This is a genomic window from Cohnella sp. OV330 (assembly GCF_900112065.1).
Classification (GTDB): domain Bacteria; phylum Bacillota; class Bacilli; order Paenibacillales; family Paenibacillaceae; genus Cohnella.
This window is the reverse complement of record NZ_FOKE01000007.1, coordinates 199385-213251: the sequence shown is the minus strand read 5'-3', so window position 1 is coordinate 213251 and position 13867 is coordinate 199385. Positions and strand designations below refer to the sequence as shown.

Annotated in this window: 14 protein-coding genes; 3 read left to right on the top strand and 11 right to left on the bottom strand. The window is 61.6% G+C overall.

Annotated features, from left to right (window positions below):
- Positions 1-47: 47 nt before the first annotated feature.
- From BM235_RS18060 to BM235_RS18045, 4 genes are all read right to left on the bottom strand, one after another.
- On the bottom strand, positions 48-977 hold the full coding sequence (locus BM235_RS18060; protein WP_090115621.1) for a cation diffusion facilitator family transporter: 930 nt from the start codon (positions 975-977) through the stop codon (positions 48-50).
- A 30-nt stretch (positions 978-1007) separates the two neighbouring features.
- On the bottom strand, positions 1008-1916 hold the full coding sequence (gene secF, locus BM235_RS18055) for a protein translocase subunit SecF (protein WP_090115620.1): 909 nt from the start codon (positions 1914-1916) through the stop codon (positions 1008-1010).
- Positions 1906-3156, bottom strand: coding sequence for a protein translocase subunit SecD (secD, locus tag BM235_RS18050; protein WP_090115619.1), 1251 nt, complete (start codon positions 3154-3156; stop codon positions 1906-1908). Before secD ends, secF begins: the two co-directional genes overlap by 11 nt.
- 167 nt (positions 3157-3323) lie before the next feature.
- Entirely contained in the window at positions 3324-3593 is a 270-nt protein-coding gene (locus BM235_RS18045) for a post-transcriptional regulator (protein WP_255374452.1), read from the bottom strand.
- Positions 3594-3812: 219 nt separating this feature from the next.
- Between BM235_RS18045 and spoVB the strand changes: the two genes are divergently transcribed.
- Complete coding sequence (gene spoVB / locus BM235_RS18040) at positions 3813-5411, top strand: stage V sporulation protein B (RefSeq protein WP_255374451.1); 1599 nt, start codon at positions 3813-3815, stop codon at positions 5409-5411.
- An 8-nt stretch (positions 5412-5419) separates the two neighbouring features.
- On the opposite strand, the gene BM235_RS18035 is transcribed toward spoVB, so the two are convergent.
- Complete coding sequence (locus tag BM235_RS18035) at positions 5420-6106, bottom strand: DUF421 domain-containing protein (RefSeq protein WP_255374450.1); 687 nt, start codon at positions 6104-6106, stop codon at positions 5420-5422.
- Positions 6107-6281: 175 nt separating this feature from the next.
- Here BM235_RS18035 and BM235_RS18030 point away from each other — a divergent pair, with 175 nt between their 5' ends.
- On the top strand, positions 6282-6689 hold the full coding sequence (locus BM235_RS18030; protein WP_090115618.1) for a TIGR04086 family membrane protein: 408 nt from the start codon (positions 6282-6284) through the stop codon (positions 6687-6689).
- A gap of 88 nt (positions 6690-6777) precedes the next feature.
- On the top strand, positions 6778-7647 hold the full coding sequence (locus BM235_RS18025) for a phosphatase PAP2 family protein (protein WP_090115617.1): 870 nt from the start codon (positions 6778-6780) through the stop codon (positions 7645-7647).
- A gap of 72 nt (positions 7648-7719) precedes the next feature.
- Here the strand turns inward: BM235_RS18025 and yajC are convergent, their stop codons facing one another.
- The 6 genes from yajC to ruvB are packed head-to-tail and all read right to left on the bottom strand — an operon-like array spanning position 7720 to position 13858.
- The gene (gene yajC, locus BM235_RS18020; RefSeq protein ID WP_090115616.1) at positions 7720-8028 is read right to left on the bottom strand and encodes a preprotein translocase subunit YajC; all 309 of its coding nucleotides are present in this window, start codon (positions 8026-8028) and stop codon (positions 7720-7722) included.
- Between the two features lie 31 nt (positions 8029-8059).
- Positions 8060-9196 (bottom strand): tRNA guanosine(34) transglycosylase Tgt, encoded by a 1137-nt coding sequence (tgt, locus tag BM235_RS18015; RefSeq protein WP_090115615.1) that lies wholly within the window; start codon positions 9194-9196, stop codon positions 8060-8062.
- A gap of 42 nt (positions 9197-9238) precedes the next feature.
- Positions 9239-10288: a tRNA preQ1(34) S-adenosylmethionine ribosyltransferase-isomerase QueA gene (queA, locus tag BM235_RS18010; RefSeq protein ID WP_090115614.1), complete on the bottom strand. Its 1050-nt coding sequence runs from the start codon at positions 10286-10288 to the stop codon at positions 9239-9241.
- Positions 10285-12393: a SpoIID/LytB domain-containing protein gene (locus tag BM235_RS18005; RefSeq protein ID WP_090115613.1), complete on the bottom strand. Its 2109-nt coding sequence runs from the start codon at positions 12391-12393 to the stop codon at positions 10285-10287. Before BM235_RS18005 ends, queA begins: the two co-directional genes overlap by 4 nt.
- The gene (locus BM235_RS18000; RefSeq protein ID WP_143106699.1) at positions 12390-12854 is read right to left on the bottom strand and encodes a thiol-disulfide oxidoreductase DCC family protein; all 465 of its coding nucleotides are present in this window, start codon (positions 12852-12854) and stop codon (positions 12390-12392) included. Before BM235_RS18000 ends, BM235_RS18005 begins: the two co-directional genes overlap by 4 nt.
- Positions 12851-13858, bottom strand: coding sequence for a Holliday junction branch migration DNA helicase RuvB (ruvB, locus tag BM235_RS17995; RefSeq protein WP_090115612.1), 1008 nt, complete (start codon positions 13856-13858; stop codon positions 12851-12853). Before ruvB ends, BM235_RS18000 begins: the two co-directional genes overlap by 4 nt.
- Positions 13859-13867 lie beyond the last annotated feature (9 nt).

Below are 13867 nucleotides of genomic sequence, written 5' to 3'. Positions count from 1 at the left end.
CTTACAGCACTGTGGACTCCGCCTTGGGCGGCGGAGTCCACAGCGATTTATTGAATTAAAGTAGGCATTTCTTCTTCTTGGTGATTCGATTTGTAAGGATAGCCCGGATCGTACGGCTCGACGCGCACGCTGGCGTCCGACACATGCAAAAACCGCTTGGTCAGCTGCCTTCGCACGCGCTGCGCGACATCGTGTCCATCCAATACCGAGATGCGCGGATTCACGCGAATAAGGACGTCGATGATCACGTAATGACCGTGTTCCTTCGCTCTGAGCTCGTCGACGGCGACGACGCCGTCGACCCGCTGCACCACTTCAAGCAGCGTCTGAGCGTCCACCTCGTCCATCGGCCTGCGTTCGACCGCGCCGATGGCGGAAGCCGCCTGCCGGTACCCCATACGGAGTACGAAGACGCCGATCACGAGTCCGGCGGCCGGGTCGAGCACGTACAGGACGGGCAGGTCCAGCAGCTGTCCGGTCATGGCGCCGGCCGTACCGACCAGCGCGGTCAACGACGCGAACACGTCCGAGCGGTCGGTACGCGACGCTTCGGGACGCAGTCCCATTCGGTGCTCGTAGCTGCGGCGGTACAGGATCAGCGCTTCGCGGGCGACCATGCCGGCCGCGATGACGATGACGGCGCCCCAGCCGGGCGCGCGGTCCTCGCCCCACGCGATCGCGCGCAGCGAGGAGATCGCCATCTCGAGGCCGGCGAGCAGCAGCAGCGCCGCGAAGACGACGGCCGCCACCGCTTCGCGCTGCCGCTCGGCGGCGCCGCGAGGCGCGATGGCCCGGCGATGCCGCAGATAAGAGTTGACGGCGGCGGCGAAGTCGGCGGCCGAATGGCAAGCGTCCGCCATCAGCGCCTTGCTGCCCGTGAACCAACCCGCGAGACCCTTGAAGACCGACAGTACGAGCAACCCGAGCAGGGAAACCTTGATGCCATGCAGCGTTTTGCCGGTCCTTTTTTGAGTCATCTTATCGATACACCTCTATTCCTTGTTCCGTCAAGGCGCCGGCTGCGCCTTGACGGGCTTGGCAGGCTTCGCTTTGCGTTTCATCCAGAACCAGAGCGGGCTGGCGATGAAGATGGAGGAATAGGCGCCGCTGATCAAACCGAAGATCATGGCGAGCGAGAACATCTTGATCGATTCGCTGCCGAATACGAAGAGGCAGACGGCGGCGAAGGCGACGGTGATGACCGTGTTGATCGAGCGGGTCAGCGTCTGGGTGATGCTGTCGTTGACGACCTTGGCGAGATCGGCTTCGGACTTTACCTTGGCGAAGCGCATGTTCTCGCGGATCCGGTCGAAAATGACGACGGTATCGTTGATCGAGTAACCGATGATCGTCAGCACGGCGACGATAAACGGAAGATTGACTTCCAGATGGAAGATCGAGAACAACGTGATGACGATAAACGCGTCATACAGCAGCGCGATGACCGACGAGATCGCGTACCGCCATTCGAAGCGGATCGCGATATAGATGATGATGCCGAGCGAAGCGATCAGGACGCCGCGCAGCGCGTTCGTCTGCTGCTCCTTGGCGATCTCGACGTCGACGATGTTCTTTTCGAACGATGCCTTGTCGTCGAACTGGGACTTGAAGTCCGATTCGAGCTTGCTCTGCTGGTCTTCCGTCAGCGCAGCCTTGAATCGGATCGACAGTCGTTCGGCGGCGGTCGTCAGGTGGTACTCGCCGAGCTCTTCCTTCTCGAGAAACGCCTTGATGTCGTCGCCGTTCACTTGCTTGGTGATGGCGATGTCCACCGACGTGCCCGATTGGAAGTCGATGCCGTAGTTCAGCCCCCGGATGGAGAGCGACAAAATGCCGATCAGCACGATAACGAGCGAAGCGATGAAGAAAGGCTTGCTCCATTTGATCCAGTCGATGTCGTGAAACTTATAGCGCACGGATTTCACTCTCCTTTACGCCATAGTAGCCGACCTTGTTGAACTTGCCGCTCTTCACGAGCAGGTGCATCAAGTAGCGGGGCAGGAAGATGTTGGTCGCGATGTTGCAGATGATCGACGCGAGCAGCACGACCGCGAAGCCCTTGACCGAACCTTGGCCGATAAAGTAAAGCACGGCGCCGGCGATGATGTTCGTGATATGCGCGTCGATGATCGTGCGGAAGCTGTTCTTGTTGCCGGACCGCAGCGACGACGCGATGCTCTTGCCCGTGCGGATCTCGTCCTTGATCCGTTCGGCCGTGATGATGTTCGAGTCGACCGCGATGCCGATGCCGAGTACGAACGCGGCGATGCCGGGCAGCGTCAGCGTCGCGCCCATCAGCCAGAAGACGCCGATCAGCAGCCAGACGAACACGAGCAAGCAGAAGCCTGCGATGACGCCGGGAAGACGATAAAAAACGACCATGAAAACAAAGATGGCGACCGATGCGATGATGCCGGCCAGCAGCGTCTCTTCGAGCGACTTCTTGCCGAGCGTCGCGCCTACGCTTTGCGTATACTTCTCGGTCAGCTTCAGCGGCAGCGCGCCGAGGTTGATCGTGTCGGCCAGCGCCTTGGCGTCGGCCGGCGTCGGCTGGCCGGAGATGGTAGCCGTGCCGTCGGTGAATACGCCCTGTACGGTCGGATCGGACAGCAGGTCCTCGTCGAGGTAGATCGCGAGCTGCTTGCCCAGGAGACGCGTCGAGATTTCCTCGAACTTCTTTTTGTCTTTGACCTGGATGGCGACGAGCGGTTCCCGGAGTTGGTTGTACTCGACCTTCGCGGCGCCTTCCTTGAACTCGTTGCCTTGCAATTCGACCTTGCAATATCCAGCGTCCGCAGCGCAACCGTCCGCACTGCGGAAAGTAAGGACGGCCGGTTTTTGCAGCATCTTGCGGACTTCCGCCTCGTCGGCGACGCCCGCGATCTTGACGCGGATCCGGTTCTTGCCTTCCGGCGTCACTTCGGATTCCCCGACGCCTCGCGCGTCGATCCGCTTCTTGATGCTCTCGGCCGTCTTGTTGAGCGAATCCTTCGTGACTTCGCCCGATCCCGAGAGCGGGGATGCTTCGTACAAAATTTCAAAGCCGCCTTGCAAATCGAGCCCTAGCTTCGTCTTGTCCAGCAAATACGGGCTGGTAGCCGCGATAACGCCGAACGAAACGAGAACCACGAGCACGAAAGCGAGCATCCGGTTCATATGGTATTGCCGACCCCTTTCGATTCTCAATGTTCCTATTATACCTACGCGCTCAAAGCGAAGTCAATTTGTCGAAACGTCATGATAAGCGCGAAAAAAGGCTCCCAGAACGGGAGCCTTCGGGCACGTATCCATGAGCTGGAACGCGCCCGTTCCGCCTCGCGAATCTATCGTCTTTTCTCTCCCCGATAGATGCTCAGCGTAATATAGTTCATGAAGTTCGTCACCTTCAGCGACAGGATGTCATTGACGATCGCATGCAGCGGAGGGGTTCCCTTCTTGTGATACTTGTCGCTCACGCATTCCCAAATCTCGGGTCCCGTCGCCTGGTCGTAGCCGATCATCCGGAATTCTTCGGCCTTGCTCTCGCAGAGCTCCCTGATCGTTCGGTTCAACTCCGCCTCGTCCATGCCGTCTATGCGCACCTCGTCCGTCATCGGCAGTTCCCCCTTCCCGCTTCGCGCCTGCTGCCTTGCCGCCCTGCGTGTCTACTCGCGTTCCACTCAAACCAACAGTATATACCTTTCGTCGCCGCTTGCCGAATTCCTGCAAACGCCGTCTGCGCGCCTTGTCCGGCAAGGCTTGGCATGATTGCGGACAGCCCCCGCATATGCTGGTGAGGTAGACGAACCGAAGAGCGAAGGATGGGATGAACCTTGTCGCCGCGCAAACAAACCTTTATCCAGGGAGCCATGATCCTGCTCGCCGCCGGTCTCCTCAACCGATTGCTCGGCTTCGTGCCTCGGATCGCGTTGCCTCGGCTGATCGGCGCCGAAGGCGTAGGACTCGTCCAGCTTGTTTTTCCGTTCTTTATCGTCGTGCTGACGATTATCACGGGCGGGTTGCCGCTGGCCGTGGCAAAGCTCGTGGCCGCCGCCGATTCCCGCGGGGACGCGGACGAAGCCGTCCGCATCCGCCGGACGGCGCTGACCATCGCATTGACGGCCAGCTTGACCGTATGCGGGCTTTGCCTCGCGCTGTCGGACTGGATCTCGTCCAGCCTGATGACCGATCCTCGGGTTCACACCGCGTTCCTGGCCATTATCCCGGTCATTCCGCTCGTAGCCGTATCCGCCATCTGGCGGGGTTACTTTCAAGGCAAGCAGGACATGCTGCCGACGGCTGTCTCGCAGACGGTCGAGACGGTGATCCGAATCGCGCTGTCGTTGACGCTCGCCTTTTTGTTCCTGCCTTGGGGACTCGAGGCGGCCGCGGCCAGCGCGATGATCGGAACAGGCGCGGGCGAACTGGCCGGCCTCGCGGCGCTTTGGCTGCATCTGAGGAGCGAAGCTCGCGGACGCGGAAAAGCCGAAGGCTCGCCTGCGACTAACGGCGGGCTCGCGGCGATTGATGGACCTCCGCCACCGTCCGGTGCCAAAGAGAGCCGAACGCGCGCCTTGCTTCAGATCGCGGTGCCCGTCACGGGCAGCCGGATGATCGGTTCATTATCCTACCTGTTCGAGTCGATCCTCACGGCGCGCGCCTTGATCGCGGCCGGCCTGGGCACCGCCGCGGCTACCGCGCAGTATGGCATCCTCCAAGGCATGGTCATCCCGCTGCTGCTGCTGCCCGGCTCGCTCACCTTTTCGCTGGCGACGTCGCTCGTGCCTTCGCTGTCGGAGGCCGCCGCCAGGGGCGACCGGCCCGCCATCCAGAAGCGCCTTCATCAATCGATGCGGCTGGCCGTCGTGACCGGCGCCCCGTTTATCATTCTGATGGCGTTGTTCGGCCGGCCGATCTGCGGGCTTATCTACGGAGATCCCGAGCCCGGCGCCTTGCTGAGCCTGCTGGCTCCCGCCGCCGTGTTTTTGTACATGCAAGCGCCGCTTCAGGCTGCCCTTCAGGCGCTGGACCGTCCGGGCACGGCGCTGTTCAATACGTTCGCCGGGGCCTTGGTGAAGCTGGTCCTGATCGTTCAGCTGGCGTCGAAGCCCGAGCTCGGCATCCGCGGCGCGGTCATTGCCATCGGCGCCAACATGGCGCTGGTCACGCTGCTGCATTGGATCAGCGTCGTCCGGTTGACAGGCGTCCGATTGCTCCCTGGCGACTTCCTCAAGATCGGCGCCGCCATGACGATTATGGGCGCGGTCGCGCTCTGGATATGGAACGCCGGCAGGCTACCGGGCGTCTGGCTGGACCTGCTGGCGGCAGGCGCATTGTCGCTCGTCGTTTATTTGCTCCTTCTCATGGCCATGAGGCTGATCGACAGGCATGACGCTGCGCGCATTCCGATTTTCGGTCGATTTTTCAAATAAGACGCGCGCTAAGGCCTTCGATTGATATAGAGCCGTCCTTTGTGATCCAGGCTGCAGAACGCGACCTGCTTAAACGCTTTGACGCCTTCCCGCCGCAGCTCCTGCCTGAGCCAAAACCGGTTTTTGCCGATACGTTCGAGGCTGTCGTCCTGCACGAGACCGTCCATGATCAGGGGGAGCGGCAGCAAGCCGTATTTTATTTTCGGCTTCGCTTCTTCCTGGGCGGGCGGGGTCTCCTTCTTTTGTTTATCGGCCATGATGACGGATAGCTTTCCGGACGATTCGAGCACCGCAAGCTCGACGTCCGCGACGTGATCGATCCTGTTCTCCCGAAGCTGCATCATCAGATCGTCGAGGCTGTAGCGCTGCTTTTTCATTTCTTTCCAATTCAAATCGCCCTGGCTTATGATGACGCTCGGCTTGCCCTCGAACCAAAGACGAAGCCTGCGGTTTTTCAACGTGAGCGTAGAAACGATCAATTGCACGACGACGAGCACGCCCATCGGCGCGGCCGCATACAGAAGGGGGCGACTCGGCGCTTCGATCGCGATGACGGCGATCTCGGCGATCATGATCGAGATGACGAGATCGAAAACCGACAGCTTGCCGATCTCCCGTTTGCCCATCAACCGCAGGATGAGGAATACGAATAAGTACATGAGCAGCGTCCGGATCGTGATCGCCGTCAATTCCAAGTGCTGTTCCTCCCTTGCCGGATGTCGGAGTCGGGTCTGCGATTGTAGTCTCACCGGGCATCCTGCCCGCGATACGGTCCGGCCCTGCGGAAATTATCGGCATTCCCGAGTACTAGCTGCGGGTACAAGCCCATACAATGGTACAAATCGTTTGAATTCAAAGGAGTGCATCGATATGAATCCCGTACGCGTATCCGGCATTCGCATCGCATCCCCCCTGGTCGCGGGCTTCGTCTGGGCGTTTATTTGGCTGGGTCTCGGCACGCTTGCGTTATCGATCCTGCTTTACAGTTCGTCCATGCCGGAAACGAAGCTTCTGTCTTGGATATTCGGCGTTCACGGAGCGGCCAGCCTCGCCGGCGGATTCACGGCAGCCAAAAGATCCGGCAAGCGCGGCTGGTATATCGGCGCCATCGCCGGCTTGCTTTATGCGGTCGCGGTCGTGCTCATCGGATTCCTTTCGCAGGACATCGGCTTCGATTCCCGCATCGGACTGCTGGGATTGATCGCCGCGCTTGCTGGCGCCTTCGGGGGCATGCTGGGCGTGAACGCCGGCGCGGGGGCAAACGCTCGGCGCTTTTAAACGGAAAATAAAACCGCCTCCCGCCGTTAGAAATAGGGAAATCGTGTTATACTGATACAATCATTTCTAGCGGCAAGGAGCGACTCCGTTGATCGTATTCGGCAGCATGAAAACGATATCCGCGCTTACGGCCGTCACGGTGGCGCTCCTCGTAGGATACGGCACCGCGAGACAGCCTTTCGCCGCTGCGGCCGCTTTCGTTCGCAAGCTGTATCGCTCTCCCAAGCACGCGATTTTTTTTATGTCGCTGCTTCTGATCATGGCGCTCAACAAGTTCGAGCTGCGCCTGGAGGCGGCATTGCCCGTGCCCGCGGATCTCACCCGCACGCTGGCGGGCTGGGAAGGCAGCTGGCAAGGCGTCTTGCAGCGAGCGCTCGAATCCCCCTGGCTCACGCTCGTATGCGCCTTTTTCTACTTGGTCGTTTTCCAGGGATTTATGGTCGCTTCGCTCATCGTCTACGCCAAGGCCGGCAACGATAGACTCTACTACGCGCTATGCGTCGCCTTGCTGCTGAATTACTTGATCGCGGTCCCGTTCTACTTGTTCGTGCCCGTTCACGAGGCGTGGGCCGCTTCGCCGAATATCCGTTTTCTGATGCTTGACGCTTTTCCGAGCTTCGAGACGCAGTATCGCCGACTGTCCGGTTTGGACAATTGCTTTCCGAGCCTCCATACGTCCATTTCCGTGACGATGGCGCTTCTGGCGCTTCGCTCCGGCAGCAGGCGCTGGGCGATATTCGGCGTCGCGAACGCCGTCGTTATTCTTTTCTCCATCTTCTACCTCGGCATTCACTGGGCGACCGATATGTTCGCGGGCTTCGTCCTCGCGTGCCTCGTCGTCGCCGTCGGCCTCAAGGTCGGCGCTTGGGCGGATCGCCCGGCGCTTCGCCGCAAGCGTCAGCCCCTTATTCAGGACGAGTTCAAGAAGCTGGCGCCTTCGCGTTTGACGGATTCTTGAATCGCATAAAAACAAGCCGCCGGGTCGCAAGACCCGGCGGCTTGTTTTTTCGTGCTTCGTTATTGCTTTTTATTACTTCGACTCGCCCGACCGAGCCGCGACGTTGTTGATCGCGGAACGATCGAACGTTAGCTTCGTCGCGTCGTTGACCTTGAGCACGATCGTATCGTCGGTGATCTCGGCGATCGTGCCGTGCAGCCCGCCGATCGTCGTCACCTTGTCGCCTTTGGCGAGCGCCCGGAGCATCGAGTTGCGGTTCTTCGATTTCTTCTGCTGCGGACGGATAAGCAGGAAGTAAAAAACGACGAACATAAGCAGGAACGGCGCCAGCGAATAAAGCAGGTTGCCGCCGCCTCCTGCGGCATTGTCAGCTAACCACATAGTAAAAAACCTCCCTTCGTATTTTTAATAATCAGAAGCCGCTCTCGTTTGTCGCCATGCCGTACGCTTCGAAAAATTCGTCGCGGAAATCGCCGAGACGGTCGTCGCGGATCGCCTGACGGACCTGACTCATGAGATTAACCAAGAAATGCAGGTTGTGGATCGTCGTAAGCCGAAGCCCGAACATCTCGTCCGCGCGGATCAAATGCCTGACATAGGAGCGCGAGTAGTTCCGGCAGGCGTAGCAGTCGCACTTCGGATCGAGCGGACCGAAGTCCTCCGCGTACTTCGCGTTCTTCACGACGACGCGGCCCTCGCTCGTCATGAGCGTGCCGTTGCGGGCGATCCGGGTCGGGAGCACGCAGTCGAACATGTCCACGCCGCGGATGCTGCCCTCGACGAGCGCGTCCGGCGAACCGACGCCCATCAGGTAGCGCGGCTTGTTCGAAGGAAGCAGCGGTACCGTATGGTCGAGCACCTCGTACATGATTTCCTTGGATTCCCCTACGCTAAGGCCTCCAATAGCATATCCCGGAAAATCCAGGGAAGTCAAATCCGCCGCGCTCTGCGCGCGCAGGTCCTTGTGCATGCCGCCCTGCACGATGGCGAACAGGCCTTGATCGTGCGGCCTGGCATGCGCCTTGAGGCATCGCTCGGCCCACCGGCTCGTACGCTCCGTCGATTGCTTGACGTACGCATACTCTGCGGGGTACGGCGGACATTCGTCGAACGCCATCATGATGTCCGGACCCAGCGCGTTCTGCACCGCCGTCGCGACCTCCGGCGATAGGAACAGCTTGTCGCCGTTCAGATGCGAGCGGAACGTGACGCCCTCCTCGGTGATTTTGCGCATCTGCGCCAGCGAGAACACCTGGAAGCCGCCGCTGTCTGTCAGGATCGGACGGTCCCAATTCATCATCTTGTGCAGGCCGCCCGCCGCGCGGACGAGCTCGTGGCCCGGCCTGACGAACAGGTGGTACGTATTGCTCAGGATGATCTGGGCGTTCAAATCCTTGAGCTCCTCGGGGCTGATGCCTTTGACGGTCGCTTGCGTCCCGACCGGCATGAAGGTAGGCGTATCGATGACGCCGTGCGGCGTGTGGACGCGTCCGAGCCTTGCGCCCGTCTGGGCGCAGGTCTTGATCAGTTCGTAAGTAATAGCCGGCATTGTACTCGATCGGTCCCTTCTTGTCTAATGCGCCAAAGTCGTCTAAGTAATGAACATCGCATCGCCGAAGCTGAAAAACCGGTACTCGTCGGCGACCGCTTCGCGATAGGCCGCCAAAACGGCTTCGCGGCCCGCAAGCGCGCTGACCAGCATCACCAGCGTCGACTTGGGCAGATGGAAGTTCGTGAGCAGCGCGGACACGAGGCGGAATTCGTAGCCGGGATAAATGAAAATGCCCGTCCATCCGCTGCACGCCTCGATGGGCCGGTCCCCGAAACGTTGGCCCAGCGTCTCCAGCGTCCTCGCCGAAGTCGTGCCCACCGCGACGATCCGCGTGCCCGCTTGCCTGGCCCGATTCAACAAAGCCGCGTTCTCCTCGTCCACGCCGTACCATTCCTCGTGCATCTTGTGCTCGAGCACGTTATCCACCGATACGGGACGGAATGTGCCCAGCCCGACATGCAGCGTCACGCGGCATACGGCGATCCCGCGTCCTTGAAGCTCCCGCAGGAAGTCCTCCGTAAAGTGGAGGCCGGCGGTCGGCGCGGCGGCCGAGCCTTCGTTCTGCGCATAGACCGTCTGATAGCGGTCCCGGTCCTCCAGACGCTCTTTGATGTACGGAGGAAGCGGCATCTCGCCGAGCCGATCGAGAATTTCGTTAAAAATGCCGTCATACTGAAAACGGATCGTTCTCGCGCCCATTTCGCCTTCTTCTTCTACGACGGCGGCCAGCAACGGTTTCATCGAATCTTCCGTCTCACCGAAATGAAGCACGGCGCCTTTGTGCAGCTTCTTGCCGGGCCGTACGAGCGCCTCCCAGCGATCGTCGCCGAGCGCCTTGAGGAGCAGCACTTCGGCCTTCGCGCCGGTATCCGCCTTGCGCCCGAACAATCTCGCCGGTATCACCTTCGTATCGTTAAGGACGAGCGTGTCTCCCGGCACGAGATAGTCCGCTAGATCCTTGAACGAACGGTGTTCGACCCGTCCGCCGTCCTTGTGCAGGACCAGCAAACGGGACGAAGTCCGGTCGGACAGCGGCGTCTGGGCGATCAGCCGCTCGGGGAGTTCAAAATCGTAATCGCCGACGTTCATGAAGCGCCATCCTTCTCGATCTTAATATCCTTATAGTAGTATTGCAGGATCTTCTTGTAGTCATACCCTTGCTCCGCCAGCCCGAGCGCGCCCCACTGGGACATGCCGAGCCCGTGGCCGAAGCCGGTTCCCGTCAGGATGAATTGGGGTGCAGCGGTTATCGCGCGCACCTGGCCCGACCCGTTCAGGACGATGGCGGTGCCGCCCGCCGAATCAAGCGGGCGTACGGTGCCGTCGCCGCCGAGCACCTGCAGGGATCCCGCTCCGTCGGGCACCTCGCGGCTCGCGCCGTTCGCGCCGGCGATCGTCGCGCGCGCGGTCTCGTCGATCTTGAAGAGCGTGCTCTTGATGCCGCCGAGCGCGCTGCGCCAACTGTCGCCGTACAGCTGAACGGTCGTGCCGTTCGCCTTGAGACGGACCGCCCGCCCGGATGAGCCGGTCTCGAATACCTCTAACGTGCGGAGGGGGCCTTGAATCTTGTTTTTGTCGGACAGCTTCGCGTTGATCGTCGCGAGCAGCTTGTCCGCTGTCAGCGGACCTTCTACCCAGCTGTTGTTCGTGTACTCCGGCGTCTTGCCGAGCGACAGCACGAGCGCGCCGGCATTGACGGAGGCGACGGGCTGGACGTCGGTCTGGACGCGCGGGCTCGGGCGGACCTGCACGTTGTCCCCGGTCACGGTGAGCATGGCGAGACCCGCTTCGTTCTTCTGTCCCTTGTCGGCAAGCAGGTCGCCGCGGATATAGCCGACCGTCCCCGAATCGAGCGCGACGCGGTACCAGTCGAGCTTGCCCTTTTGAATGCCGCCGTCGGGACTTTGAACCGCTCCCGCGTAATAGGGAATCGCATTGCCGGCATATTCGAGCGGATCGGCCGTGATGCCGCCCGCGCTCGCGCCGAACATGGCGGTGATGATCTTGCCGCCGTACGTCATCACTTCGCCGGCCGTCGCCTGCACGCCAGCGGTAGAGTTCGCGTTCTCCGAGCCGAGTCCGTTGTAGGCTTGGCTATAGGTATTGTCGACGACGTCGGCGATTTGATAGGTCACGCCGCCCGCCAGCGCGTACGACCTGGCGGCGACCGCCTGCGCCTTCTGGGCTTCAGCCGGCCAGCTCGAGCCGACTTCGGCGCCGACGACGGAGTACAAATACGGCTCGAGTCCGACGACGTTGACGACGGCGAGATTGTTGTTCAGCACGCTGATCTGCATGCTGCCTCGATATTTGTTCTTGCTGCGCTCGACGACCTGGATGGTGCCGTCGCTCTGAACGTCAGCTTGCAAAGCGACGCCGCCCGCGGCCGGCAGGGCGTAGAGCGGCGCCGAATTCGTCGCGGAGCCCGTGTAGGTCACGTCGTCGCGAATGACGGCATAGGCGCCCCCCGCCGCGGGGAGCTGGGCCGAGAATCCGGAGGCCGCGACGGCGGCTTGGATCTTCGTCAGCTCGGCCTGGCCGGCGGCTTGTCCGATGCGCACGGCGTAAGCCGTGCCCTCCGCCGATGGCTTCACGGCGACGAAGGCGTCGAAGCCCGCGTTGCCGAGCTGCGCGACCGCCGCCAAGGCCTCGCTCGCGCTGGCGTAGGGACCGGCTTCGACAGCGAGCGGACCCGCCACGTACGGCTGGACGAGCGACGTCTGCCCGCCTGCCGCGGCCGCCCACTTCGACAGGGCGGATTGAGCCGCGGATGCCGTGCTATAGACGCCCTCCGACACTTGGTAGACCGGCTTCCCTTTTTTCGTCAGTTTGGTCACGAAGCCTGCCTTAGAAGAAGCTTGGATCTTCTTCAGGACCGTTTGCGCAGCGGAAAAATCCTCGGTCTCGAGCACCATCGCCCGATAGGCGTCGACCGCGAACCGGACCGTGCCGCCAGGCGCCGGATAGTCCGCCTTTCCTTGTCCGCCGACCCAGGACAGCCCGAGTCCCCCCGCGGATACGAGCGTCGCGACGGGCGTCGTGGATTGATACTTGGACCCCAGGTCCAAAAACAGGGCGACGCGTATCGTATCGGGCACGAGGGCGGCATTCGCCGCCGGTCCGCCGGCCCCCGCCCAAGCGAGCAGGACCGCGGCGGATGCGCCCAGCGCGACCCGGCGATTCAATTTAGTCATGTCGATCCTCCGTGTGATCCATCTTGGTCTCTGTCAATCGTCTTGCAAGAACCGTCCTTGCAGGCGTCGCTTCTTCCGAACAACCGGTACCTGTGCTTCGCCACGAACCGATAAGCGGCGGCGCTGAGCAGCCTCAGCCCGGGCAGCGCGCCCAGCCTTCCGAGCCAGGCAAGGCTTGGCATGTCTTGAAGCAGGAGCATGACCGCATCGGCGCCGCCGACCATGTTGCCTGTCGACTCGTCCTTCACGAGCATCTGCGACAGATGCCCGTCCTCCCGTTCAAGCGTGCCGGGCGTGACGACAAGGCTGCCTGCCGGAACCGACTGAAGCGGCATGAACCGAAGCTCGGATCGCGTGCGCGAACGGCGAAGACGGTCCACGGCCGTCAAGCACAGGTTGCATTCGCCGTCGTAAAAGACGGTCAGGACGCGCCGCCTGCCGGCGTCCGCCTCCGCGCTCACGCCCGCTGCTCCGGAATCGGCAAGCCCAAATGCCTGTAGGCAGCGGACGTCGCCACGCGGCCGCGTGGGGTTCGCTGCAGGAAGCCGATCTGAAGCAGGTAGGGCTCGTACACGTCCTCGATCGTCTGGCTCTCCTCTCCGATCGACGCGGCGATCGTGTCCACGCCGACCGGGCCGCCTTTGTACCGGGAGATCATCGCGTGAAGCAGCTTGTGGTCGATCGCGTCGAGGCCCATCGGATCGACCTGGAGCCGCTCCAGCGACTCGTGGGCGAGCTGCTCGGTGATAATGCCGTCTCCGCGCACCTGCGCGTAATCGCGCACCCGCTTGAGCAGCCGGTTCGCTATGCGCGGCGTGCCTCGCGCCCTGCGCGCGATCTCCCGGGAAGCTTCGCCGATGATGTCGACGCCAAGCAGATCGCTCGTCCGCGACACGATGAAGGCGAGCTCGTCTTCGGTGTAAAACTCGAGGCGGCTGACGACGCCGAACCGGTCGCGCAGCGGCGCGGACAGCAGTCCGGCGCGCGTCGTCGCGCCGATCAGCGTAAACTTCGGCAGGTCGAGCCGGACCGACCTCGCGCTCGGTCCCTTGCCGATGACGAAGTCCAGCGCGAAGTCCTCCATCGCGGGATACAGCACTTCTTCGACCGTGCGATGCAGCCTGTGAATCTCGTCGATGAACAAGACGTCGTTTTCCTGCAAATTCGTTAAAATGGCGGCCAAATCGCCGGGGCGCTCGATCGCCGGACCGCTGGTCGTGCGGATGCTGACGCCCAGCTCGTTGGCGATAATGTTCGAGAGCGTCGTCTTGCCGAGACCCGGCGGACCGTACAGCAGCACGTGATCGAGCGCCTCCTGCCTCAGCTTGGCTGCCTCGATGTAGATTTTCATGTTGTCCTTGACCTGCGACTGGCCGATGTATTCGTTCAAATACCGCGGACGCAAGCTCAGCTCCGCCTGCCGGTCCTCCATCATCAAATGAGCGGTCACGATGCGGTCTTCCACCTATGCGTC

Coding starts and splice junctions, on each gene's coding strand:
- BM235_RS18060 (WP_090115621.1), bottom strand. CDS start 977: ATGACTCAAAAAAGGACCGGCAAAACGCTGCATGGCATCAAGGTTTCC.
- BM235_RS18045 (WP_255374452.1), bottom strand. CDS start 3,593: ATGACGGACGAGGTGCGCATAGACGGCATGGACGAGGCGGAGTTGAAC.
- queA (WP_090115614.1), bottom strand. CDS start 10,288: ATGAACGTCGGCGATTACGATTTTGAACTCCCCGAGCGGCTGATCGCC.
- secD (WP_090115619.1), bottom strand. CDS start 3,156: ATGAACCGGATGCTCGCTTTCGTGCTCGTGGTTCTCGTTTCGTTCGGC.
- BM235_RS18005 (WP_090115613.1), bottom strand. CDS start 12,393: ATGACTAAATTGAATCGCCGGGTCGCGCTGGGCGCATCCGCCGCGGTC.
- BM235_RS18030 (WP_090115618.1), top strand. CDS start 6,282: ATGAATCCCGTACGCGTATCCGGCATTCGCATCGCATCCCCCCTGGTC.
- yajC (WP_090115616.1), bottom strand. CDS start 8,028: ATGTGGTTAGCTGACAATGCCGCAGGAGGCGGCGGCAACCTGCTTTAT.
- tgt (WP_090115615.1), bottom strand. CDS start 9,196: ATGCCGGCTATTACTTACGAACTGATCAAGACCTGCGCCCAGACGGGC.